Genomic DNA, 23945 nt, shown 5'->3' with positions numbered 1-23945 from the left:
TTGTTTCAATATGTCATTTTATAAAACACAAAAAAGGAACGTGCTAGAAACCAAAATGATTATTTGATCTCTTATGCACATTCCTCGTTATTGAACTTATGAATTGTAACGCTCATTAAATATCTAATGAATTATGCCTTACAAGGCCCATGGTTAATCTCTAGACATACCTCTTAACATATTTAACATATACGTTAAACTACGGTTCATTTCATCGTCTTTCAAGATACCCATCAATCCAGTAATTGACGTTTTTTGATTTGGATTTGCCTTATTAGCAACACTTAATCCTTTGTTTACTTTATTTAACATTGTTGTTAAATCATCCACATTTAAATCACCAAGTAAAAATACAAGTGATGCCATGTTTGAAATTAAACCAGTGTATTGCTCTTTATTTAATTCTACAGCGAATTTATTGGCAATCACACCTCTACTCTTAACCGCACCAGACATTGCATCTAATAGCTTAGCATCGTCTAGTGTACTAATGATATTGATTGCTTTTAAAATGCTATCCTTATTAGCAACAATTGCATCTGTCACTTCAGTTAAACTTTCTTCCTTGAGTTCTGCTTCTGATTTTTGCATGCGTTTAATCTGTGTGATTCTCTCAGCCATTATCTATCCACCTGACTTCCTGGGAAAGTATAATCTTCACGCTTCCATTTATCTTGAACACGAACACTATATTGCGGTTGACGTTGCTTATTAACACGGAAGTTCGTAGGATTCAATGGTGATTTACCTCTACGTGTCTTCACTTCCATGCGACAACTTGTACGTTTATATGATGGTGTATCTGTATCTTTATCAACATCACTATTAGTTAATAGATTAATCGCACCATGATCACCATGTGCCATTGCATTGTTATTTAACGGAATATAAATTTCTTTGCCTTTTACTCTATCTGTGACATGTGCTACAAGCTCAACTTCACCCGTTTCAGAAATCAATTTAATTTCTGCACCTTCATGGATACCTCTATCCTCTGCAAGCTCTGGTGAGACTTCAACGAAAGCATTAGGTACTTTATATTCAAGTCCAGGTACTTTATAAGTCATATTACCTTCATGGAAATGTTCTAATAATCTACCATTATTTACATGCAAATCATATTCTTCATTCACTTTAAAGAAATTATCAAATGTTAATGGATAGAAATTAGCTTTCTTATCTTCAAAATTAAACCCTTCAAGATAAAGTATTGGCTCATCCGTACCATCTTCAGCTACTGGCCATTGTAAACTATTGTATCCTTCTAATCTATCATAATTCACACCAGAATAAAGTGGTGTTAGACGTGCAATCTCGTCCATGATTTGACTTGGATGTGTATAATTCCAATCATATCCCATTGCCTTAGCAACTGCTTGTATAATTTGCCAATCTGGTTTTGAATCACCTTTTGGTTCTAGTGCTTGGAACAAACGTTGGATACGACGTTCCGTATTCGTAAAAGTACCTGTTTTTTCTAATGATGGGCTTGCTGGTAACACGACATCTGCATAAGTAGCAGTGAATGTAAAGAACTCATCTTGTACAACTAGGAAACCAACTTTCTCTAAAGCAGCTTGTACAAAGTTAATATTAGAATCAACAATACCCGTATCTTCACCATATAAATATAATGAATCAATTTCGCCATTGTGGATACCTTCCATCATTTGATGGTTATCTTTTCCTACTTGTTTTGGTAATGTTTCACCATATTCACGTTCGAATTTGGCTCTAATTTCATCATCAGTCACTTTTTGATAGCCAGGGAATTGGTCTGGCATGCTTCCCATATCACTACATCCTTGTACGTTATTATGTCCACGTAAAGGATACGCGCCTGAACCTGGTTTTCTGTAGTTACCTGTCGCTAATAACAAGTTAGAAATCGCAGTCGATGTATCACTACCGATATCTTGTTGTGTAACACCCATAGCCCATGCTATAGAGACAGATTTAGCATCTGCAACTTGATGTGCAAAATCAATTAACGCATCTTTAGAGATACCTGTTGTTTCTTCCGCAAATTCCATTGTGTATGGCGCTAATGATTTGTAATATTCATCAAAATGATTTACCCATTCATTAATGAATGCTTTGTCATGTAAATCTTCATCGATAATATATTTTGTCACTGCTGATAACCATACTAAGTCTGTACCTGGTTTTGGTTGATAGAAATTATCAGCACGTTCCGCCATTTCATGCTTACGAATATCAAATACATTTAATGTATTATTATAAAGTTTATGACCACGTTTAATTCGTGACGCGATAACTGGATGTGCTTCAGCTGTATTTGTACCTATCAAGACAACCATATCAGCTATTTCAAGATCTTCAATTGAACCAGAGTCACCACCATGACCGACTGTTCTAAATAAACCTTTAGTAGCAGGCGCTTGGCAATAACGTGAACAGTTATCCACATTATTCGTACCAATGACTTGTCTAGCTAATTTTTGCATTAAATATGACTCTTCGTTCGTTGCTTTGGATGATGAAATAAATGCTAAACCATCTGAACCATGAGTTCCTTTTACTTTATTAAAGTTTTCAGCTACTACTGAGAGTGCTTCTTCCCATTCCACTTCTTCAAACTGACCATTTTTACGCACTAATGGCTTTGTTAAACGTTCATCAGAATCAACATAATCCCAACCAAATTTACCTTTAACACAAGAAGAGATTTTATTTGCTGGTGATTCATGTTGTGGTTGCACTTTTAATACTTCACGATTTTTTGTCCAAACATCGAAAGAACAACCTACACCGCAATATGTACATACAGTTTTAGTTTTTTCGATGCGTTCCTCACGCATTGCCGCTTCTGAATCTGAAACAGCAAATAATGGACCGTATCCTGGTTCTGCTTTTTTCGTTAAATCAATCATTGCCGCTAATGAACCAGGTTCTAGGTCAGTCATATAACCTGCATTACCTTCCATATTAACTTCCAACATCGCGTTACATGGACAAACTGTTGCACATTGTCCACATCCCACGCAAGAAGAATCATTTATAGAAGTATCGTTATCCCATATAACGCGCGGTTGTTGACGTTCCCAGTCAATTGTTAAAGTCTCATTTACTTGTACGTCTTGACATACTTCCACACAACGTCCACACAGGATACATTGATTTGGATCATAACGGTAGAATGGGCCATAATCTTTTTCGTATGGCTTCTCTTTATATTCATATGTTTGATGTTCAAGACCCCATTGGTCCATCGTATTATGAATTTCACAATCACCATTGTTGTAATCACACACCGTACAATAAAGCATATGTTTTTCTAAAATGCGATCTAACGCTTCTTTTTGGCTGGCTTGTACTTTGTCATTTTGCGTATTAACAATCATTGGTCTATCAATTGTGGTACTACAAGCACGTTCCATTTTACCGTCGATTTCTACAGTACAGGTATCACATGTTTGGATAGGACCTAATGATTCGTTGTAACATATTGAAGGCACAAATGTATCTTGTGATTTAATAAACTGTAGTAAATTGGTTCCAGGTTCAACAAGATAATCTTTGCCGTCTAACGAGACAATCAAATGTTCTTGCATAGTCTTCACCCCTATTATATATTTTCGCCCATGTATTTAACTTCATAAGATGTTTTGTAACATTACATCTAAAAGCCCCACACTTTTTAAAATAATGTTAATACTATTGTATAGGTATTTTTCTCAATTGTTAAGGTATTTCATTATATTCTTTATTTTTTTATTAAATAGCACAATGTTTAACAGCGCTATGCATCAGATTCTATTCAATCTACAATCTCATTGATTATTAAAATAGCTTTTTTGTACTCAATTAAAAACGCGTGAAAAACCAATCTAATTTTTAAATCAGATTTGATTTCTCACGCGCTATTCTTATATTAAATACCTAAATTATCTTTTACGTTTGTCTCAATTTCATTTAATGAATTTTCACTAGGTACAAAGTAATATAGTCCGTCATCTTGAATGCCACCTTGGCCTTCTAATTGATGTCTATTTACATTGTCATTTGCATCTTTATAATTACTTCTTACTTTATTTAATTCACCGACTGATAAATCTGTCTTCACATTATCTTCAACATGATTCATTAAAGAATTAAAATGCGTAATAGAACTCACACTTGTAAGTTTATTGGCAAGGCCTTGAATAACAAGTTGTTGACGTTCTTGACGTCCAAAATCGCCACCAGCTCCATCTTCTTTACGACTTCTGATAAACGCCATGGCTTCTTTACCATCCATTTTAGACCGTTCACCTTCAGTAAATTGATAACCGTCATAAGAGAAAGTTGCGTTACTTGTTACTGTAATACCACCAACAGTGTCAATCATATCTTGCATACCATCCATATCAATTGTTGCGTAATGGTCAATCGGTACATTTAATAATTTTTCTAGAGACTTCACTGCCATGTCAGGCCCACCATATGCATATGCGTGGTTAATTTTTTCAGTTGTCCCTTTACCAACAATATCTGCTTGTGTATCTCTAGGTATACTAACGATTTCAGTTGTTTTCTTTTCTGGATTAACGGATAGTACCATAATCGTGTCACTACGTTGTCCACCGCCGTTAGCATTTCTTTCTGCATTAGAATCTACGCCAAATAATGCAATAGTAAATGGATCTCCATCATCCAAATTCACACTTTTATCTCTTAATGATGATTTATCTCTATCAAGAGGGTTATGGATAGATCCTCCAACAGAAAATATTTTATAGCCAAGATATATGACTGCAATTAATGCTAGCAGCACTAATATGCCTATAAACCACAAGAAAACTTTTGTCGGTAAGCCCATTTTTTTATTTTTTTCAGAACGATTCACTCTTATCATTCTCCATTTCTATGTCAATTTTCTACTCTATTTAATAATACATTATATAGTAATATAATAAATAAGACATAGTTCTTTAGACCTATTATTTATTTAATAAATAATAAAACTAAAACATTTTTTGTGATTTCCTAATTTTTATATCCATTACCTGAATTAAGTACATCTAACATATGTGTATGACAAGCTTTATTACTAATAATAAACGGACCTGCTGTTGAAAAATCTAACTTTGTATTATCCAATGTGGTCATTTTCAAGCCAAGTTCACTTGCAAATAAAAATTGTGCTGCTATGTCCCATGGCTTCGGATTCGTGTTGACATGTGCACCAAACTGACCTTTAATTACACGTATTGAATCTAGTCCACATGAGCCAATACAACGGTATCCAAATGATGCCTCGTTCAAATCTTGAATCGTTTCATCATTAATTACTAATGGATTATAAGAAATAATCGCATCTTTTAACTCGATATCTTCTGGCGATGATAATGGCTCGCCATTTACATAAGCTCCGAATCCTCTGACTGCTTTATAAAGTTTGCCATGTGGATAATCATAAATATATGACAGCATAGGCTCACCTTCTACAAAATACCCTAAGATAATACAATAATCTTCTTGTTGCTTAACTAAGTTGGTTGTACCATCGATTGGATCCATAATCCAAACATGACCTTCTTTAGCATTGATTTCACTATTAGACTTCTCTTCTGCAAATAACTGATGACTAGGATAATGTTCTTTTAAAAATGACTCGAACTTTTGTTGAATGGATTTATCTACATTGGTCACTAAATCAAACCTGTTTTTTTTAGTACTTGTAACCATATCATTGATTAACTTTGGAATAATGTCATCTAACGTATTAAACCAAGCATGAATTGAATCATCTATTTTAATAAGTTGTTCTTTTTCCATATGAGATACACCTCTTCATTTAAATAATATAAACCGAACCTATATACGCTATATAATTGTTTTATTTTATCACAGAATCCGCATTGAAATACATGTTATTTGGCTACGATTAAAATACAGTTAATCAAAATACCATTTATATACTCAATAATTACAAAATAAAACCGACTAGCGTCGCTAGCCGGTTAAATAGAAAGGAAAGTAAGTAATAAATATTGAAGATGTTTGATTAGTAACTCGAACAAATAGATGTTAACAAAACTATATGTAATAGCCTACCCCTTTGCCATCTATTCGCTACCCCTTTGTTACTAGTTATATACTAACATAACCTCCTCATAAATGTAAGCGTTTTCTTTAAATTTCTCGAAAAAATTTTTCTAAATGTCATCATTGTCACTTTTGTGATATAATAAATGTAATATGTAATCATTTGGGAGGTAACTTTCTAATGAATAAACGCGAAAGACAAAATAAACTTGTTCTAGCTATTCAAGAGAATAGACAGATTACTGCTTCAGAATTAGCGACGGATTTAAATGTATCCAAAAGGACGATTTTAAGAGACATTCAAGATTTAGAAGATCAAGGTGTTAAGATTTTGGCAAAACATGGTAAGTTGGGTGGTTACCAATTGCAAGAAACACCAAATAGTTATGAAATTGAGCTAACTGAAAACCAATTATCTGCTTTATTCCTAGTTTTGAATGAAAGTCAATCTTATTCAACACTGCCTTATAAAGAAGAAATAAATGCAATTATTAAAAAATGCTTAAATTTACCTTATACAAAAATGAGACGTTATTTAAAAAAATTAGATCGTTATATTAAATTTGATCATAGTGAACATCTCAATTTACCCCCTATATTCTCAGAGGTACTCATCTACTGTACAGAAAGAAATGTGATGGCCGTGGAATATAATAATCGTACTGATATTGTAACTGAAAATGTTATTTTCATTGGATTACTTTGTGATGAAGGACTTTGGAAGGCTGTCATTTTTGAAATTGGACTTGGTAAAACAAATGAAATCCCCATTGTTGATATTCATGATATTTCGTATTCTTTTGGCAAAACAATCAAAACACAAGATATTACCGTCAATAATTATCAACAATTTTTAAATCCAACTGAGTCCTAATGTTCAGTTGGATGTTCTTTATCCATATATTTAATAAAATATAATTATCTATACCTCCACTACTCAGTTAATTCTGTACTCTACTTCTTCTAATTAACCTACTTTTAGACACTACTAAAAACTTCATCTATAATTCTGCCATTGCATTGTAAAATTTTAAAAACCCTTCGCTTATTTATTGTTTATTATGCCACAATTTAACGAAAGGATGATTCTATGTATCACCTAGAATTTCACAACTTAGAAAAACGTATAACCAAGTTACTCAATTTAATCGAGATATATAAATTTGCTTATGTTACCAATCATAAAAAGAAACTTCAATATAAACAGGATGTTCATGATTTTATAGAGCAAGAATATACTGAATTTAAACAAGATGCTTTGTATCAATTATCCCTTTTTCATTATAATTACTTTACTTTTTTAAGCAATCAAATGGAACAACCGCTCGACGAATTAACGATCGGCAATACCACGAAACATATCGAACTTATCCAACAACGTTTAATGCATATCCATCAAGTACTTTCCTATTATTTGTAATAAAATTTCATTTTAAATAAAAATAGAAATTCAAATTGTAATACTTTTTCATATGTTGTACAATGAAACCGATTACAGCATTAAAGGAGTGGTAAAAATGCATGGTTTTTCTATTTATCTTGGTCAATCCATCGATAAATCATATATAAGACGCATGGTTGATTTAGGATACACGACTATTTTCACTTCAGTTCAAATTCCTGAAGACAATGAGAATACTAAATATCGCTATTTGGGAGAACTTTTAGACTATCTATCAAACGATCAGCTGACTTATATGATTGATATCAATCCTTCATTGCTGAATCAATCTTTCTATCAATTCTTGAAGCAATATCAGCAGGCGCATTTTATTATTCGCGTAGATCATAGTACTTCTATTGATATTGTCAATGAAATTATTGAAAATGGATTCCAATGTTGTCTCAATGCCAGTATTGTATCCGAACAATTGTTGCAACAGTTATATACTCAGTTAAATGATTTTAGTTATATATGCTATTGTCATAACTATTATCCTCGTCCAGATACTGGATTAACGACAGATTTTGTTAACGCTCAAAATAAATTAATTTTGAAATTTAATCCTAATGCCAATATCTATGGCTTTATAGTTGGAACTACAAAACGTGGCCCACTTTATAGAGGATTACCAACACTCGAATGCTCGAGATATATGCACCCCCTTAAAAGTGCTCAACTATTACTAGATCAATCAGTAAACCATATCATGGTTGGCGATACACAAATAACACAACGATACGCTCATAAACTCATATCACTTTTAACACAAAGACATTTCACTTTATCTATCACATTAAAAGACTTACAAGTTAAATCCATATTATCAAAACGACATAGCGTCCGTATCGATAACCCAGCAAATGTACTGCGCTCACAAGAAGCACGTCATTATTGTCAATCAGATATAAAACCTCAATTTAATCATATCCGAAAAACAGGCGCTATTACCGTAGACAACCAACTCAATGGTCGCTATCAAGGAGAACTGCAAATTATCAAGACAGATTTACACCCTCACGAACATATAAATGTTGTTGGTCAAATTATTGACGATGATATACCGCTCATTGATTGCTTACGTCCTAATGATACCTTTGAATTTATTATACAAACAAGGAGCTGAAATTTATGAATAATTCTATGACTGAAGCAAGAAATGAAGCAACCATGCATTTAGATGAAATGTCCATTATACAAGCCTTAGAAACTATGAATGCTGAAGATCAAAAAGTACCCCAACAAATTCATGATATATTACCAAAATTAGCAGAAGTAATTAAAGTTACAACGGAACAATTTAAACAAGGTGGTCGCATCATTTATATCGGGGCTGGAACCAGTGGTCGTTTAGGTGTCCTCGATGCAGCAGAATGTGTACCGACTTTTAATACTTCAACTAATGAAGTTATTGGACTCATAGCTGGTGGACAACGTGCAATGACAGTAGCAGTTGAAGGTGCAGAAGATAGTGAGTCGCTTGCGCGTGAAGACTTAAAACATATACATCTAAATGAAAAAGATGTTGTTATTGGTATTGCAGCTAGCGGCAGCACGCCCTATGTTATGGGCGGACTCAAATGTGCTACAGAGATTGGAGCACACACAGTCGCTATATCTTGTAACACAAACACCAAAATAAGTGACCTAGCACAATATCCAATCGAAGTGAATGTAGGACCAGAAGTATTAACTGGCTCAACAAGATTGAAATCTGGAACAGCGCAAAAGTTAATATTGAATATGATTTCCACAATTACAATGGTAGGTGTTGGTAAAGTTTACGATAACCTCATGGTAGATGTAAAAGCAACAAACCAAAAGTTAATAGATCGTTCCATACGGATTATTCAAGACATATGTGACATTTCATATAATCAAGCGCAATCACTTTATGAATCCGCTGATCAAAACTTAAAAGTAGCCGTCGTCATGCATCTCTGCGATATTAATAAATCTGAAGCCGTTACTCGACTTAACGATAATAATCATATCATTAAAAAAGCAATACAGAATTAATTCACCACGATATCACTAAGCAAATTTATTCAAGAATGATTACCTGTATTCAATATAAGAGGAGGTTATATTATGACAAAAGAGCAAATATTAGCAGAACATATCATTGACGCGGTTGGTGGCATCGATAATATGGATAATATCATTAATTGTATGACTCGCGTTAGAATTAAAGTACTCGATGAAGATAAAATTGATTACGAACAACTAAAATCAATTAAAGGTGTTATGGGCGTAGTTAAAGATGACCGTGTACAAGTCGTTGTAGGGCCAGGAACGGTTAATAAAGTGGCATCTCACATGTCCGAATTAAGCGGTGCCCCTTTAGGAGAAACAATCAAACATAAATCGAAAGACTACCGTGCAAATGCCGAAGCACAAGCCCAAGCAAATAAATCTGAATTCCAAAGTAAACAAAAACGTGGTAAATTCAATAAATTATTAAAGACCATAGCTAATATTTTCATACCTTTAATTCCTGCATTTATTGGTGCGGGTTTAATTGGCGGTATCGCCGCTGTATTAAGTAACTTATTAGCAGCAGGACAAATTTCTGGCGAGTGGGTAACTCAACTTGTTACGGTATTTAACGTTATCAAAGATGGTATGTTAGCCTACCTCGCTATCTTCACTGGCATCAATGCTGCAAAAGAATTTGGTGCTACACCTGGTTTAGGTGGCGTCATCGGTGGTACAACATTATTGACGGGATTAACAGACAAAAATATGATTACTAATATTTTTACTGGTGAACCCCTTCAACCTGGCCAAGGTGGTATTATTGGCGTAATCTTTGCAGTTTGGTTACTCAGTATTATAGAGAAACGTCTACATAAAATCGTCCCTAATTCAATCGACATTATTGTTACGCCTACAATCACTTTATTTATCATTGGTTTGTTAACAATCTTTATATTTATGCCTTTAGCTGGGTTCGTTTCTGACGGACTTGTTACTGTGATTAACGGCATCATCGATATTGGCGGCGTCTTTAGCGGCTTTATCATCGGTGCATTCTTCCTACCATTAGTTATGTTAGGATTACATCATATGTTTACGCCTATTCACATTGAAATGATTAATCAAACAGGTGCTACTTATTTACTTCCTATTGCAGCAATGGCAGGTGCTGGACAAGTTGGTGCAGCGCTTGCACTTTGGGTAAGATGTCGTAAAAATACAACCTTAAGAGACACACTGAAAGGTGCTTTGCCAGTAGGATTTTTAGGCATTGGAGAGCCATTAATTTATGGTGTGACATTACCACTAGGCAAGCCATTCATTACTGCTTGTATTGGTGGCGGTATTGGCGGTGCAGTCATAGGTGGTATTGGTCACATAGGCGCAACTGCAATTGGACCAAGTGGTATTTCTTTATTACCTTTGATTTCAGATCATATGTATTTAGGTTACATTGCAGGACTACTCGTAGCATATGCAGGTGGTTTCATATTCACCTATTTCTTTGGTACAACGAAAGCTATGCGAGAATCTGATACACTAGGTGATTAAAATGACCAACGTACTTTATAAAATTGATAGCAATTATAATCAATTAACTAAAAGCGAGAAAAAAATCGCTGACTTCATACTAATTACACCGCATAAAATGATAAATATGTCTGTCCAAGATTTATCAAATGAAATTGATACAAGTACTGCATCCATTGTTAGATTTAGTAAGAAAATAACTGGAAAAGGATTTCAAGAGCTTAAAATCGCTATATCTCGTTATTTACCTAATGATGCAATTAACAATAATCATCTAGAACTTGTAGATAATGAATCTGTAGATACACTTAAAAACAAAATGTTATCTCGTGTCACTGATACGATGAATTATGTATCTAATCATATTGATGACCAAATGATAGATCACATATGCGATACGATGAAGCGTGCACGTACAATCTTTCTATTTGGCTATGGTGCCTCTCTCGTGATAGTGACTGACCTTTTCCAAAAATTATCGCGCATAGGACTTAATGTTCATCTACTTCAAGAGACGCATTTATTCATGTCGACGCTAGCTACCCATGATGAACGTGACTGTATTATTTTTGTTACGAATCAAGGTAGTCATAGCGAAATGCAATCCATGGCAAAAGTCGCTAAAGATTATACGATACCTATTATTACAATTTCTAGTTCAAATGATAATCCAGTTGCTAAAATATCAGATTACACCATTATTTATGGCCAAACAGATGAAAATGAATTGCGCATGGCTGCCACGACATCTCTATTCGCACAATTGTTTACTGTTGATATTTTATATTATCGCTATATTGCCTTAAATTACCAAAGTGCACTGGATTCAATTACACAATCTAAAATGGCTTTAGATAATTATCGTAAGCATTTATCTACCATTCGGTTTAAACACTAATTACTTTTTACAAAAAAAAACACTTTCCCTAATGATCACATTGTATTGTGAACTTAGAGAAAGTGTTTTATTTGTTTTCTTAGTTATGAAATTGAATTAAGATGATTGATCATTTTTGAAAAAATCAAAGATGTTTTTGGCATTATCTGTATTATCAATGTTACCTTGGAATCGGTCACTACCTGGACCAAATGCATAAGTATTTACATCTTCACCAGTATGACCATACGTTGTCCATCCAGTATTAGACTTATCGTTAATTGGTTTTTGTACTGCATCTTGTAGTTTTTGTAATTGATCTTTATATTTTTCGTCATCTTCATCAAGATCTTTTAATTTTTTAGCTTCTTCATTAATTTTATCAATTTGACTTTGTTTTACATCAAATCCATAACCCTCTTTAATGACTTTCGCAGCGTCTTTACCACTAGCAATTTGCTTTGTCATATAAGAACCTGAATGTTTCATTGAGTGAATCGCATCTGGATTCCAAACGTAGTCTTTACCCTTAGCAATGGATAACCCACCTGTTGAATGGTCAGCAGTCGCAACGACTAGCGTATCTGGATTTGCTTTAGCGTATTGTGTTGCATAGTCAAATGCTTTTTCAAAACCTTGCATTTCAGACATTACGCCAGTAACATCATTAGGATGACCAGATTTATCAATTGAAGCACCCTCTACCATTAAGAAGAATCCTTTATCATTTTGTTTCAATTTATTAACAGCAGTATCTGTCATATCAACAAGTTTTGGATTTTGTTTTGGTGCATCAATTTGTAAAGGCATATCATTATCTGCAAATAAACCTAGTATTTGCTTGCTATTAGAGTTTTGCATTTGCGATTTATTCTTCACAATATCATAACCATCTTTTTTTAATTTATCTGTGAGGTTACCATTCTCTTTTCCGAAATATTCAGCACCGCCACCAAGTAGCACGTCCACTTTGTGTTGGCCATTTATTTTATCATTATAAAATTGTTGCGCAATTTCATCTTTTTTATCACGATCATCAACATGTGACGCATAAGCTGCTGGTGTAGCATCCGTAAGTTCAGCAGTAGACACAAGTCCAGTTGACTTACCATTTTCTTTAGCTTGTTCTAAAACAGTTTTAACATCCTTTTTATTTTCATCAACACCAATTGCACCATTATATGTTTTATGACCAGAACTAAAAGCAGTTGCCCCAGCAGCTGAATCCGTTACATTTTCTTTTGGATCATCTGGATTTGTACGTTGGTTACCTGCTAAATAATGATCAAATGCTGTTTTATCCATTTCTTTTGTTTCAGGATTATCTGCAAAATAACGGTATGCAGAGTTATATGAAGGTCCCATACCATCGCCCACAAGGAAAATCACATTTTTAGGATTTTTAGTATTTCCCATATATGAAACTTCATCATTTTGATTTGAATCTTGTCCTCCGCCTGATGCATAAGTTGGTTGTGCACTCCCCAATGCTGTACCAGCCACAATTGCACTTGCTACAGAAATAGTTGCTAACCTATTGAAGATTTTCATAAATTAATAACTCCTTTAATATGTATTATCGTGCTACACATTCAGTTTAAAACACTAGTTTTGAGTGAACATTTTAATATAGTTAATTTTCTGTAAATTAACTATATTATGAATATAAATAGCTTATTAAATAAATATGAAACCTTTTATGTTGAAATTATTTTAATAAAAAAACAAACAGAGCCTGAGACATCTATTTTTGTCTCAGACTCGTTATACTTCAATAAGCATTCAAGCTATTTCTAATATTTACTTTACTTATATCAGTTTGTCTTTACTCAATTTATGGTAGCCTTTTAAGAAAAAGAATAATGTCATAAATAATAAGAATATAATACCAATTACAACTGAAACGACGGTTTCTTTATTAAACAACATACCAATCAATACCATTATAAAGAATGCCATCGTAATATAGTTTGTTATAGCACCACCAGGCATCTTGAATGGGTGACCATCTAATTCGTCAGGATGATTTTTTCTAAATCTTAAATGACTAATTAAAATCATAAACCACGGTACCATACCAGGTAAGATTGACGCACTATATACGTAAACAAAGATACTGTCTGCACCTTTAATGAATAAAGGTAAGATAACATTTAATAATGCACCAATTAAAATACCAATTGCAATGGCAAGTACAGTCCAAATTGGAACACCATTTTTCATAACTTTACCAAAGAATTTAGGTAACATGCCTTTTTGAGATAAGTTCAATGTCATACGACTAGCACTGAATATACCTGAGTTACAACCTGACATTGCTGCAGTCAATACAACAAAGTTAATTAAACCAGCTGCAAAGGTAATACCTACTTTCGCAAATGTTGCTACAAAAGGACTACCTATGTTTCCTAATTCATCCCATGGATAAACAGTAACAATCACAAAAATTGCACCAATATAGAAAATTAATATACGCCAGATAACACCATTAACCGCACTTTTAATATTTTTCTGCGGATCTTTCGTCTCACCAGCTGTAATACCAATTAATTCCACACCTTGATATGAACCAATAACAATTGATAGCGCAAAGAAGAATCCAATCCAACCATTAGGCATGAAACCACCATGTGACCATAAATTAGATAAGCCGATCGCTTCTCCACCATTACCAAGTCCAAAGAAAATTAATCCAAAGCCAGCAACAATCATTAATATAATTGTTACAACTTTAATCATTGCAAACCAGAATTCAAATTCACCGAACGCCTTAACAGATACAAGGTTTGCACCTGCTAATAGTGCAACCACAATAACACCAGGAATCCACTGTGGTAAATCTGGGAACCAGTAGTTCATATATTCTCCAACGGCAATGACCTCACTCATTCCTACAACAACCCATTGGAATATATTACTCCAAGCTGTTAAGTACCCTGCCACTGGATGTATGTAATCACTTGCAAAGTTAGCAAAAGAACCAGAAGTTGGATGTAAGTAAACCATTTCTCCCATTGCTCTCATTACTAAGAATAAAAAGATACCTGCAATTAAATATGCGAATATCACAGAAGGACCTGTCCATTTTATAGTGCTGGTTGCCCCCATAAACAATCCAACACCGATTGTTCCGCCAAGAGCGATCATACGCATTTGACGAGCACCTAATCCCCTTTTTAATTCATTATTTTCTTCCATCATTCAAACCCCATCTCTTTCAAATATAAGTAAATTTCATTTCACTTATTATGTCGCTATTATACTATAAATTCAAAAAATTTAAACAATTATTTTGAATTATGTAAGGGTTTACATTTTCCGTCATTAATTGTATGCGATTTTAGTAAAAAAAAGCAAAGTCTTTTTTTATTATTTTATTACTTCAATCCTACATTTTTTAAATATAGGTTTTAAACATCTATATAAATAAGTTTTAAAGAAAGCACCATATCACTATCCATCAGTACTTTGCGCATGATATTCAATGATTTAGGCTCATAAGGAAAATTCATTTTATTCAAACATCACTTAAATACTTTATAGCTTATCAAAATATATTTTGTGAAAATATTCACAATTTAATCACTTCGTAGTATACTATGCTTAATTAAAGAAAGTGAGGATAATAAAGTGAACGAAAAAAATGTTAAATGGGATAAAGTCTTTTACGGTAAATCTTGGATAAATCATGTAGTAGATACAATAAGAACAAAGGATATACTTCAAAGTTTTTATTTCAAACGTTATTTACTTCGCGCCATCATGGCTGGATTTATATTAGGTGTCATCACAGTATTTGTATTACTTATTAAAGCTTCTCTTGATACACATGTTCCCACAGGTGTTATCAATTTAGTGGCTGCTGTCGCATTTAGTTTTGCGCTTGTTTTAATACTATTTACAAATTCAGAGCTACTGACAAGCAACTTTATGTATTTTACTGTTGGTTTATATTATCGCGTTATCAGTCCAACTCGTGTTTTAAAAATCTTCATGCTTTGCTTTATTGGGAATGCCTTAGGTGGCCTAGTTTTCTTTCTTATATTAAAAGGCTCTGATGTTATGACAGTTGATATGTTTACGCAATTAGAGGCAACCATTGAACATAAAACATTATCTTCAAGTTTGATAGCGATATTAATTAAAGGTATTTTTGCAAATTTCTTCATTAATATTTCTTTAGTCATTGCGATGCAAATAGATGATATTTTAGCTAAAATGTTTGTCATGATGTTTGGTGTGTCAATTTTTGCATTTATGGGTTATGAACATGTCGTATACAATACTGTCCTTTTCGCAGGCGGTCTCATTTATCATAGTAACGTATTAGCTTTAACTCCTGCAGTTATCAATCTGATTGGTGCAGGTATTGGGAATTATATCGGGGGTGGTTTAATTATAGGTTTATTCTATGCATATTTAAATGATCACCATCAATATGATCACAAAGTATCAACTAAACCAGTGAAACATTAACTTAAATACATTGTATGGTATACTCTTTATTAGATTTGATTACAAAGGAGTTTTATATGAATCAACACTTACTGAAACGTACAATTACGATTTCCATCATTTTTGGTGTGTTATTTTTCGTATTAAATTATTTTAGTGGTTCCGATAGTTCCATTGGGCAACTCATATTAAAAAGTATACTTGTCATCGTTGTCTTTGGCATTTTATATTTTGTGCTTTTCTCTATAGTAAATTCACCTGAAAGAAAATATAAATTTGGAATAACCATTCCAATCGCATTACTTATTGCAATACTCATTAGTGCGATATTCTCCGCTCTGAAAGTAGGTATTGTCATTGGCTTAATTCTCGGGATTATTGCTGGTTATGTATGGGAATTTATTGCAAAAAATAAAAATGGTGGTGACAAATCATGAGTATTATCTTAGGCGTCGTTGTTATGATTTTGTTAATCGTAAGTTTGATACCCAACCTTAAAGCTGTTAAAAAATCAAAAGAAACAGGTGAAAAGAATCCTCGTTTTGCCATTATGGTGGGAATCGATGCGATTCTACTTATTCTTGTTATCGTAACACTTCTATTTAAATTTTTATCATAGAAACATAAAATGGCTGCCGTGTTTTAACACGACAGCCTTTTTTAATATCAAAATTGATTTTGTAAGACAAAATAATAAAGTGCTGCTGCGCCTAATAAATAAACTAAAGTACCCACCATAAACGAACGGAAATGAATATGAAACGGTATCTTTTTATTAAAAATAGGTCCTAGTACTAAATTACCAATCGCTAATATGATAGGTCCACCTAAGAAAAACAATATCAAATAACCATTCATAGTATTAACCCCTATTATTTTCAAAACATAATTTTATAATCTCTTCTGCAGATAAATCTTTTCCTATATAAGCAACCTCATTAAAATCTTGTAATTCTGTCATCTCGTTTGTATTAACAATGACATCTAATCCTGCGGTAACAGCAGCCGTGGCACCATTAACAGAGTCTTCTAACGCAAGACAATTCGTAGGATTGTAATTTAGTTTTTGCACTGCTGTTAAATATGGATCTGGATTCGGTTTAATTGCTGCAACATCCTCACGTCCTACAATAATATCTATATAAGCATCTAAACCTAAGTTTTTAAATGTTGGCAGAATATCTTCTCGATAACTACTTGTTGCGATTGCCATTGGTATATGGCGTTGTTTACAATAATCCATTAACTTTTGTACAGATTCAATAATCGGTAAATCCACACTTGTTTCATGATGCTCTTCATAAATTTTATTTTTATTGTCAATACCAAGTACTTCCTCTAAATAATTATGTAATGCGGTTGCAGCACCACCAATCGATTGTCGATAATAGTCTAAGCTAATTTCATTTTGCTTATGCTGTTTTAAATGTTTATTGATGATTTCAAATAGATGTTTTTCTGTATCAATCATCGTACCATCAAAATCAAATACCACTGCTTTATACATGAATATGCCTCCAATAATTGCTTCACAATTCAATAATTTAATCGTTTCTATTTAGTAATAGCTTATCATAATTTCAAGTGTAATTAATCTTCTTTATCTTATCAATTTCACACCAAAAAAAGTGGGTACCTAAATTCACTACTTAAAGTCGTAGTGTCATTTGTGTACCCACTGTTGATTAAGATTTTAACGTTTATTCCAGTATTTTGCTAAAATTGGTCCTGTAATATTATGTACTAAACTAAATACTGCACCCGGAACAGCTGCTAGCGGACTAAAATGCACAGTCGCTAACGATACTGCCAGACCAGAATTTTGCATTCCAACTTCAATAGATACTGCTTTCTTGTCTGCTCTCTCTAGTTTAAATATACGTGCTAGCGTATAACCAAGTGTATAACCTACTATATTATGCAAGATAACAACAGCAAAGATTAATAAACCAGTTTCAAGAATCTGTGATTTACTCCCTCCAACGACTGATGCTAAAATTAATGAAATAGCAACTACAGATACAATTGGCAATGCCGTAGCAGATTTGGCCGCAAAATTTTTGAATACCTTTTGTAATATAAAACCAATCAATATCGGTATCAATATAACTTGAATGACTGACCAAAACATACTCATGAATGAAACTTGTAGCCATTCATGCGCAAATAAATATATTAATGCTGGTGTCATAATTGGCGCAAGTAAAGTTGAAACACTTGTGATGGCAACTGATAGCGCAACATTCGCATTAGCTAAGTAACTCATAACGTTACTTGATGTCCCTCCTGGACAACAGCCTACTAATATAACACCAATTGCAACTTCTGGTGGTAAATGAAATAATTTTGCTATTAAAAATGCCGTTAATGGCATAATCGTATATTGTAAAATGACGCCAATAATAACTGAACGTGGCGACTGAAATACAATTTTAAAGTCTTTGGGATCAATTGTTAACCCCATCCCCAACATCACAATACCCAATAAATATGGTACCCATCCGCTCAATGTAGCTAACTGTGCTGGAAAAATAAATCCAATAATTGCAGCAATTAACATCCATACTAAGAATGTGTTGGTGGCAAATCTACTAACTTTTGATAACATCTTAAACACTTCCCTCTATGTATTAACAAAGAAAAATGTATCATACTTTAAGCCCTCAAACAACTGAATTTTCTAAATATTCTAATTTTTTAAATACTAGTGTTTAAATTTTTTTCAACTTCATTCTATAGACCTAGTGCTTACTGTAAAAAAGAGTGGTACAATCTAATAGAAATATAAATATGTAAAAATTTAAGTGTAATAGAATATTATGATTAATAACGATAAAACACTTTATATAGATATTGGGGGTATAATATGTTTTTAGATAAAACTGAAACGTTTGTGTTAAATATTGAAGGTCTTGGTAAGCGCGCGACGAGAAAGCACTTAACAAAACTTTTAAAACAAATTCACTTTTGTAATTCTTTTAAATTCACTATTTTCAAGAAAAATAATTTATATGCTTTAGAGATAAATTTACCGAAACAACAGCTACCATATTTGATTAGCTTTTTAAGTTTTCATAATTATGCCATCTATCAAATACTAGAAAGTGCACATTCAGATGAACTGTTAGCATTAGATCACTTATTATTATCCTCGAAACGTTTTGAATTAGTCGTAGATGGTCTACATGATGCATTTATAAAAGATAAAGTCATCGACATCATGAATTTAATCAATCAAACTGACTATATCTCTTATACCTTCAATAGAAACAAGATAAATGTTTCATGTTCACCTTCTATATTTGCAAAATTAATATATTTAGTTGCAACACATAATATAGATGTACTCGGAGCAGTATACCAACCAAGACTGATGCATAAAGTAAGAATTTCATAAACTTCACATAAATTTGGAATAAGCATGACATATCGTTTTTCCTAAAATAGCGTTGACATGAACTAATTCCAATATAACTAAGTAGAGTCTGAGACAAAAATAGATGTCTCAGACCCTTTTTCATTTAGGCAGTAGATGACTGAAGTGAAAATGCGCTTATATCAAGCTATTTTCAATCCTAGTCATCCTTGCCGGGGTGGGACCACGAAATCTCTATTAGAAAATTTGATTTCTGTCCCACTCCCTAAAATCCACTATACTTTACTGCGATTCATTCACTATATTTTCAAAAGCCTCTCTTACTTGTGGCACAGACATACCTACAACGACTTGTACGTTCTTACCACTCTTAACTAATCCATGCGACATTTGGTTATGCGTAAAATACCCACTATCTTCTACTTTCTCTGGATCATTAACAGTCAATCTCAAACGTGTCGTACAATTAGTAACATCTTTAATATTTTCCTTACCACCTAAGCCCTCTAAATAATAAATTGCTTTATCTTCATACTCATTTCCAGTAGATGCAGTTGTTTTTGTTTCTCCTTTTTTATCTTTATAATCATGTTTACTATACAATTTCACATCTTCTTCATCTTTTTTACGACCAGGAAGTGGAATATTGAATTTTAAAATTAAAAATCTAAATAAGAAGTAATATATTGCTGTAAATACAAGACCAATAATTATTTGGAATACGTATGTTAGCCAATGGTTTTGTGCTAAAGGAATCCAGTTTGTTGCGAAGAAGTCTAAAAGTCCCCCGCCAAAATTACCGACAAGACCAAATCCATACATTAATGTATCCATTGTAGCAGCTAATAATGCATGTAATACAAATAAATAAGGTGCAATAAATAAGAATGTAAATTCTAATGGTTCCGTAATACCTACAACGACTGCAGTTAATGTTGCTGGTATAAGTAATGCTGCAATTTTCTTTTTATTCTCTTTAGGTGTCGTAGAGTACATTGCTAAAGCAATACCAATAGCACCAAATACTTTACCATTACCTTGTAGCATAAAGCCATAAGGAAATTGTTCTTTTAATGGTTTCGTACTCTTAGCAAACTCATTGACATGTTCGAACCATTCGGCTTTCAAACCGTGATTAACTACTACTGGGCCGACTTCAATTGGTGCATAAATGAAATGATGTAGGCCAGTTGGAATGAGCACTCTCTCTAAGAAATGGTACAACCATACACCAATATAACCTGAACCTATGATAAATCCTTGTAATGATGAAATGCCTCCTTGTACAGTTGGCCAAATAATACAAGTAATTAATGCAACTGGCAACATAACAAAGAATGAAATCGTAACAACAAAGGTCAATCCTTGGAATACCCCTAACATTTCAGGAAGACGTTTACTGTAATAGCGATTATGTATCCAAGTTATGATACTGGAGATGATAATACCGCCTAATATGTTTGTATCGAGCGTTTCTATACCAGCAATCGCTTTAAGGCCTGTTACATTTTCAACGCCTTTTTCCAAATTTGCGCCAAATGTATGTGGCCATTGCGTAAGTATTGCATTGATAAATGTATTAAACATTAAGTAACCCATTAAGGCAGCTAAGGCAGCGTGTCCCGGTGCTTTCTTAGCTAATGATAAAGGTAAACCTACTACAAAGACGATTTCCATGTGATTAAATATCGTCCAACCACCTGATTCAATCACAGACCAAATCTTAAACCAATTCGTTCCTTCTTCTGCAATACTCCCCATAATTGATGGATTTTTAAATAGTGTTGCAAACCCAAGTACAATACCAAAGAAAGCAAACATTAATACAGGTACGATCATTGCACTACCAAACCTTTTAATTGCGTTCATAACTGTGTTCCCTCATTTCCTATCAGTTCAATTTTCAAAATTTTAAACATCTATACTTTTTTATTATATTCAATCGTATTCATTGCTTATGCTTAATATTAAAGGAAACGCTTACATAAAAACAATAGTTTGACGTCATTTGGAATAATTTTGTATAATCAGATTATATTTTCAAAAGTTGAAAATATTTTCATTAAGTGTGAGGTGATTACCATTGTTTTTAGATGAACGCGTCAATAATAACTTTAATAAATTAAACGAAAATGATTTACATATAGCACATTTTATTAATACACATATTAATCAATGTAAAACGATGAAAATACAAGAATTAGCTGCGAGTACCCATGCATCCAATGCGACGATCCATCGTTTTACACGTAAGCTTGGGTTTGACGGATACAGTGATTTTAAATCTTATTTAAAATTTGAAACAGAACAATCACATCAGCTGCCTTCCGACTCTATTGAAGGATTTAAACAAGAAATTGAAAATACGTTCACTTATTTAGAGCGCATTGATTATGAACTGATTACCGATAAAATTAACCAAGCCGAAACGGTCTATCTATACGGTACAGGTTTAGCTCAGATGAATGTTGCTCAAGAAGCACAACGGATTTTATTAACAATTCATAAGAATATTATTGTCCTACATGATGTTCATGAATTTAAAATGGTCTTAAATAAAGCAACACCGAAAGATATCTTTTTTATCATTTCGCTTTCCGGAGAAACAACGCAACTTTCAGATATCACTAATTTACTGCAACTGCGTCAAAAATACTTTTTCTCAGTAACTACATTGAAAGATAACACGCTAGCACAAAAAGCAAATTATAATATCTATGTTTCGAGTAATACGTTTTATCTCGTAGATGGTATAGATTACTCTAGCTTTATCAGTTATCATATCTTTTTCGAAACATTGCTACGGAAATATAATGAACGCCAAGAAAAAGGCGAACTCAACACACACTAAAAAAAGGACTTACAAGCAATCAATTCATTTTGTACTGAACCCCAAAAGTTGTACTTTGGTTTAGTGTAATATTTCAAAGGTTTGTTTCCTAAAATTTTTAGGAGACAAGCCTTTGAATTTTGATTTAATTCTTTCATCATTATAAAAAATAATATAGTTTTGAATAGCTAGCTCCAATTGATAAAAATGATCAAATTTTTCTCCATAAAACATTTCTTGCTTCAATAATCCAAAAAAGTTTTCCATAACTGAATTTTCGAGACAATTTCCCTTTCTTGACATACTTTGAAACACTTTATTTTCAATCGTTTACTTAACCCTTCGGGTCCAAATTCTTTATATTGTGTAACCCACCTTTCGATTAAACTTTTATTCGATATTTCATATTTCTTTGTTAATGCTCTATAACCTAATAAACTATTCAAATATTCTTGAACTACCTTTAATTTAAATTCATATTTGTAATGTTTGCCCATAAAAAATACACCCCTAAAAGTTAGATTTTTAGTCCAACTTTTGGGGTGCACATCATTCATTTAGCATGCTTGTAAGTCCTTTTTTTATTTGTATTAAAATGATATTTTGTCGTTTTTTATAATTATAATTCCGCTTCAAATGTTTCTAATGCAATTTGTAGTTTATCAAATAACATTTCAAAACCATGTGCAGTAGAATCATGGTATTCTTTTTTCTTTTGCTTATATTCTAATGTTGTAAGTCTACGTTCTCTAGGAACATACGCAGTATAATTGAAAATCATTTGTGTGATGCCAGGTTCTCTTTCGAATATTTCAACTTCTATCGTATCTTCAGAATCACTTAGCTCTGGCATACCTATGGTCATTACAATATATTCAAAAGGCGTTAACGTACGATATGATCCTTGAATTTTATTTTCTTTGCCTTTTCTTACATCAATAATCGTATAGTTTCCATTTTGTTCAGCATCTACTTGGATTGATTTATTTGTTCTTTCTGTTGTCATAAACCATTGTTTAAGAAAACGTTCATCTGTCCACGCTTGATATAACAATTCTGGTTCAACTTTAAATAATCGTTCAAGACGTATCTCAACATTTTCATTCTCTACATTATATTTAGCCACGATGGATTGTTCACCTACTTTCACTCTTATTTCTATTCTAACGCATTATACAAGACTTCTAAACTATAATCATGCGAAATATGAGTGGTTTGTATGATTTTATCAAACTTTCAACAACTTTATTTTATCGTTAATAGTCAGTAAACGTCAAAATTTTGCATTCTTAAATCTTTAACAATTAGGATTAAACTTAATAAAGCATCGTGTACTACGCCGTTAGTCTATACTTAAAAAAGAGAGTCAGAAATCAAATGATACATAAGATTCCGCACTCTCTCA

General features: G+C 32.9%; 23 protein-coding genes and 1 pseudogene. 11 read left to right on the top strand and 13 right to left on the bottom strand.

The window, feature by feature from the left end; translation table 11 throughout:
- Window positions 1-153: 153 nt before the first annotated feature.
- The 4 genes from SSP_RS02930 to SSP_RS02915 form a co-directional block, all read right to left on the bottom strand.
- Entirely contained in the window at window positions 154-621 is a 468-nt protein-coding gene (locus SSP_RS02930; protein ID WP_002482553.1) for a DUF1641 domain-containing protein, read from the bottom strand.
- Window positions 621-3575: a formate dehydrogenase subunit alpha gene (gene fdhF, locus SSP_RS02925; protein WP_011302546.1), complete on the bottom strand. Its 2955-nt coding sequence runs from the start codon at window positions 3573-3575 to the stop codon at window positions 621-623. Before fdhF ends, SSP_RS02930 begins: the two co-directional genes overlap by 1 nt.
- A 320-nt stretch (window positions 3576-3895) precedes the next feature.
- Window positions 3896-4849, bottom strand: a complete 954-nt coding sequence (locus tag SSP_RS02920) for an LCP family protein (RefSeq protein ID WP_011302545.1) — start codon at window positions 4847-4849, stop codon at window positions 3896-3898.
- Between the two features lie 140 nt (window positions 4850-4989).
- Window positions 4990-5781: an inositol monophosphatase family protein gene (locus SSP_RS02915; protein ID WP_011302544.1), complete on the bottom strand. Its 792-nt coding sequence runs from the start codon at window positions 5779-5781 to the stop codon at window positions 4990-4992.
- Window positions 5782-6232: 451 nt separating this feature from the next.
- On the opposite strand from SSP_RS02915, the gene SSP_RS02910 reads away from it, so the two are divergent.
- The 6 genes from SSP_RS02910 (at window position 6233) to SSP_RS02885 (ending at window position 11900) form a co-directional block, all read left to right on the top strand.
- Complete coding sequence (locus SSP_RS02910; protein ID WP_011302543.1) at window positions 6233-6925, top strand: helix-turn-helix transcriptional regulator; 693 nt, start codon at window positions 6233-6235, stop codon at window positions 6923-6925.
- Between the two features lie 216 nt (window positions 6926-7141).
- A complete protein-coding gene (locus SSP_RS02905; RefSeq protein ID WP_011302542.1) occupies window positions 7142-7471 on the top strand; it encodes a hypothetical protein in 330 nt (109 codons plus the stop codon).
- A gap of 97 nt (window positions 7472-7568) precedes the next feature.
- Window positions 7569-8618, top strand: a complete 1050-nt coding sequence (locus tag SSP_RS02900; RefSeq protein ID WP_011302541.1) for a MupG family TIM beta-alpha barrel fold protein — start codon at window positions 7569-7571, stop codon at window positions 8616-8618.
- 5 nt (window positions 8619-8623) lie between these two features.
- Window positions 8624-9511, top strand: coding sequence for an N-acetylmuramic acid 6-phosphate etherase (gene murQ / locus SSP_RS02895; RefSeq protein WP_011302540.1), 888 nt, complete (start codon window positions 8624-8626; stop codon window positions 9509-9511).
- Window positions 9512-9583: 72 nt separating this feature from the next.
- The gene (locus SSP_RS02890) at window positions 9584-11023 is read left to right on the top strand and encodes a PTS transporter subunit EIIC (RefSeq protein WP_011302539.1); all 1440 of its coding nucleotides are present in this window, start codon (window positions 9584-9586) and stop codon (window positions 11021-11023) included.
- Window position 11024: 1 nt separating this feature from the next.
- Entirely contained in the window at window positions 11025-11900 is an 876-nt protein-coding gene (locus SSP_RS02885) for a MurR/RpiR family transcriptional regulator (protein WP_011302538.1), read from the top strand.
- A gap of 96 nt (window positions 11901-11996) precedes the next feature.
- Here SSP_RS02885 and SSP_RS02880 read toward each other — a convergent pair whose 3' ends face one another.
- Both SSP_RS02880 and SSP_RS02875 read right to left on the bottom strand, forming a co-directional pair.
- Complete coding sequence (locus SSP_RS02880) at window positions 11997-13430, bottom strand: alkaline phosphatase (RefSeq protein WP_011302537.1); 1434 nt, start codon at window positions 13428-13430, stop codon at window positions 11997-11999.
- A gap of 258 nt (window positions 13431-13688) precedes the next feature.
- A complete protein-coding gene (locus tag SSP_RS02875) occupies window positions 13689-15077 on the bottom strand; it encodes an amino acid permease (RefSeq protein ID WP_041784778.1) in 1389 nt (462 codons plus the stop codon).
- A 432-nt stretch (window positions 15078-15509) separates the two neighbouring features.
- On the opposite strand from SSP_RS02875, the gene SSP_RS02870 reads away from it, so the two are divergent.
- Genes SSP_RS02870 through SSP_RS02860 form a run of 3 tightly spaced genes read left to right on the top strand, consistent with a single transcriptional unit; the run spans window position 15510 to window position 16953 of the window.
- Window positions 15510-16355, top strand: a complete 846-nt coding sequence (locus tag SSP_RS02870; protein ID WP_011302535.1) for a formate/nitrite transporter family protein — start codon at window positions 15510-15512, stop codon at window positions 16353-16355.
- A 56-nt stretch (window positions 16356-16411) separates the two neighbouring features.
- Entirely contained in the window at window positions 16412-16771 is a 360-nt protein-coding gene (locus SSP_RS02865; protein WP_002482541.1) for a hypothetical protein, read from the top strand.
- Window positions 16768-16953: a hypothetical protein gene (locus tag SSP_RS02860; RefSeq protein WP_002482540.1), complete on the top strand. Its 186-nt coding sequence runs from the start codon at window positions 16768-16770 to the stop codon at window positions 16951-16953. The genes SSP_RS02865 and SSP_RS02860 overlap by 4 nt, the downstream gene beginning before the upstream one ends.
- Window positions 16954-17000: 47 nt before the next feature.
- Here SSP_RS02860 and SSP_RS02855 read toward each other — a convergent pair whose 3' ends face one another.
- The 3 genes from SSP_RS02855 to SSP_RS02845 all read right to left on the bottom strand — a co-directional run bounded on the left by SSP_RS02855 (window position 17001) and on the right by SSP_RS02845 (window position 18942).
- Window positions 17001-17192 carry a hypothetical protein gene (locus SSP_RS02855; protein WP_011302534.1) on the bottom strand — a complete coding sequence of 64 codons (192 nt, stop codon included), beginning with the start codon at window positions 17190-17192 and terminating at the stop codon, window positions 17001-17003.
- A 4-nt stretch (window positions 17193-17196) separates the two neighbouring features.
- Complete coding sequence (locus tag SSP_RS02850) at window positions 17197-17841, bottom strand: HAD family hydrolase (RefSeq protein ID WP_011302533.1); 645 nt, start codon at window positions 17839-17841, stop codon at window positions 17197-17199.
- A gap of 186 nt (window positions 17842-18027) precedes the next feature.
- The gene (locus SSP_RS02845; RefSeq protein ID WP_011302532.1) at window positions 18028-18942 is read right to left on the bottom strand and encodes a bile acid:sodium symporter family protein; all 915 of its coding nucleotides are present in this window, start codon (window positions 18940-18942) and stop codon (window positions 18028-18030) included.
- Between the two features lie 258 nt (window positions 18943-19200).
- On the opposite strand from SSP_RS02845, the gene SSP_RS02840 reads away from it, so the two are divergent.
- Window positions 19201-19731 carry a hypothetical protein gene (locus SSP_RS02840; RefSeq protein ID WP_011302531.1) on the top strand — a complete coding sequence of 177 codons (531 nt, stop codon included), beginning with the start codon at window positions 19201-19203 and terminating at the stop codon, window positions 19729-19731.
- Between the two features lie 261 nt (window positions 19732-19992).
- On the opposite strand, the gene SSP_RS02835 is transcribed toward SSP_RS02840, so the two are convergent.
- The gene (locus SSP_RS02835) at window positions 19993-21579 is read right to left on the bottom strand and encodes an alpha-glucoside-specific PTS transporter subunit IIBC (protein WP_011302530.1); all 1587 of its coding nucleotides are present in this window, start codon (window positions 21577-21579) and stop codon (window positions 19993-19995) included.
- A gap of 214 nt (window positions 21580-21793) precedes the next feature.
- On the opposite strand from SSP_RS02835, the gene SSP_RS02830 reads away from it, so the two are divergent.
- On the top strand, window positions 21794-22561 hold the full coding sequence (locus tag SSP_RS02830; protein WP_011302529.1) for a MurR/RpiR family transcriptional regulator: 768 nt from the start codon (window positions 21794-21796) through the stop codon (window positions 22559-22561).
- Between the two features lie 60 nt (window positions 22562-22621).
- On the opposite strand, the pseudogene SSP_RS02825 reads toward SSP_RS02830, so the two are convergent.
- The 3 genes and pseudogenes from SSP_RS02825 to SSP_RS02815 all read right to left on the bottom strand — a co-directional run.
- Window positions 22622-22864 (bottom strand): annotated as a pseudogene (locus SSP_RS02825) (IS3 family transposase); the annotation flags it as partial.
- Complete coding sequence (locus SSP_RS13365; RefSeq protein WP_011302527.1) at window positions 22783-23037, bottom strand: helix-turn-helix domain-containing protein; 255 nt, start codon at window positions 23035-23037, stop codon at window positions 22783-22785. The pseudogene SSP_RS02825 and the gene SSP_RS13365, both read right to left, overlap by 82 nt.
- 122 nt (window positions 23038-23159) lie before the next feature.
- On the bottom strand, window positions 23160-23666 hold the full coding sequence (locus SSP_RS02815) for an SRPBCC family protein (protein ID WP_011302526.1): 507 nt from the start codon (window positions 23664-23666) through the stop codon (window positions 23160-23162).
- Window positions 23667-23945 lie beyond the last annotated feature (279 nt).

The organism is Staphylococcus saprophyticus subsp. saprophyticus ATCC 15305 = NCTC 7292 (genome assembly GCF_000010125.1).
Classification (GTDB): Bacteria; Bacillota; Bacilli; order Staphylococcales; family Staphylococcaceae; genus Staphylococcus; species Staphylococcus saprophyticus.
Note: the sequence above shows the minus strand (reverse complement) of the source record. Positions and strands in the feature narration are given on the sequence as shown.

Excerpts from the sequence above, each read along its gene's own strand:
- SSP_RS02930 (WP_002482553.1), bottom strand. The coding sequence starts at position 621 with ATGGCTGAGAGAATCACACAGATTAAACGCATGCAAAAATCAGAAGCA.
- fdhF (WP_011302546.1), bottom strand. The coding sequence starts at position 3,575 with ATGCAAGAACATTTGATTGTCTCGTTAGACGGCAAAGATTATCTTGTT.
- SSP_RS02915 (WP_011302544.1), bottom strand. The coding sequence starts at position 5,781 with ATGGAAAAAGAACAACTTATTAAAATAGATGATTCAATTCATGCTTGG.
- SSP_RS02910 (WP_011302543.1), top strand. The coding sequence starts at position 6,233 with ATGAATAAACGCGAAAGACAAAATAAACTTGTTCTAGCTATTCAAGAG.
- SSP_RS02905 (WP_011302542.1), top strand. The coding sequence starts at position 7,142 with ATGTATCACCTAGAATTTCACAACTTAGAAAAACGTATAACCAAGTTA.
- SSP_RS02900 (WP_011302541.1), top strand. The coding sequence starts at position 7,569 with ATGCATGGTTTTTCTATTTATCTTGGTCAATCCATCGATAAATCATAT.
- murQ (WP_011302540.1), top strand. The coding sequence starts at position 8,624 with ATGAATAATTCTATGACTGAAGCAAGAAATGAAGCAACCATGCATTTA.
- SSP_RS02890 (WP_011302539.1), top strand. The coding sequence starts at position 9,584 with ATGACAAAAGAGCAAATATTAGCAGAACATATCATTGACGCGGTTGGT.
- SSP_RS02885 (WP_011302538.1), top strand. The coding sequence starts at position 11,025 with ATGACCAACGTACTTTATAAAATTGATAGCAATTATAATCAATTAACT.
- SSP_RS02880 (WP_011302537.1), bottom strand. The coding sequence starts at position 13,430 with ATGAAAATCTTCAATAGGTTAGCAACTATTTCTGTAGCAAGTGCAATT.
- SSP_RS02875 (WP_041784778.1), bottom strand. The coding sequence starts at position 15,077 with ATGGAAGAAAATAATGAATTAAAAAGGGGATTAGGTGCTCGTCAAATG.
- SSP_RS02865 (WP_002482541.1), top strand. The coding sequence starts at position 16,412 with ATGAATCAACACTTACTGAAACGTACAATTACGATTTCCATCATTTTT.
- SSP_RS02860 (WP_002482540.1), top strand. The coding sequence starts at position 16,768 with ATGAGTATTATCTTAGGCGTCGTTGTTATGATTTTGTTAATCGTAAGT.
- SSP_RS02855 (WP_011302534.1), bottom strand. The coding sequence starts at position 17,192 with ATGAATGGTTATTTGATATTGTTTTTCTTAGGTGGACCTATCATATTA.
- SSP_RS02850 (WP_011302533.1), bottom strand. The coding sequence starts at position 17,841 with ATGTATAAAGCAGTGGTATTTGATTTTGATGGTACGATGATTGATACA.
- SSP_RS02845 (WP_011302532.1), bottom strand. The coding sequence starts at position 18,942 with ATGTTATCAAAAGTTAGTAGATTTGCCACCAACACATTCTTAGTATGG.
- SSP_RS02840 (WP_011302531.1), top strand. The coding sequence starts at position 19,201 with ATGTTTTTAGATAAAACTGAAACGTTTGTGTTAAATATTGAAGGTCTT.
- SSP_RS02835 (WP_011302530.1), bottom strand. The coding sequence starts at position 21,579 with ATGAACGCAATTAAAAGGTTTGGTAGTGCAATGATCGTACCTGTATTA.
- SSP_RS13365 (WP_011302527.1), bottom strand. The coding sequence starts at position 23,037 with ATGGGCAAACATTACAAATATGAATTTAAATTAAAGGTAGTTCAAGAA.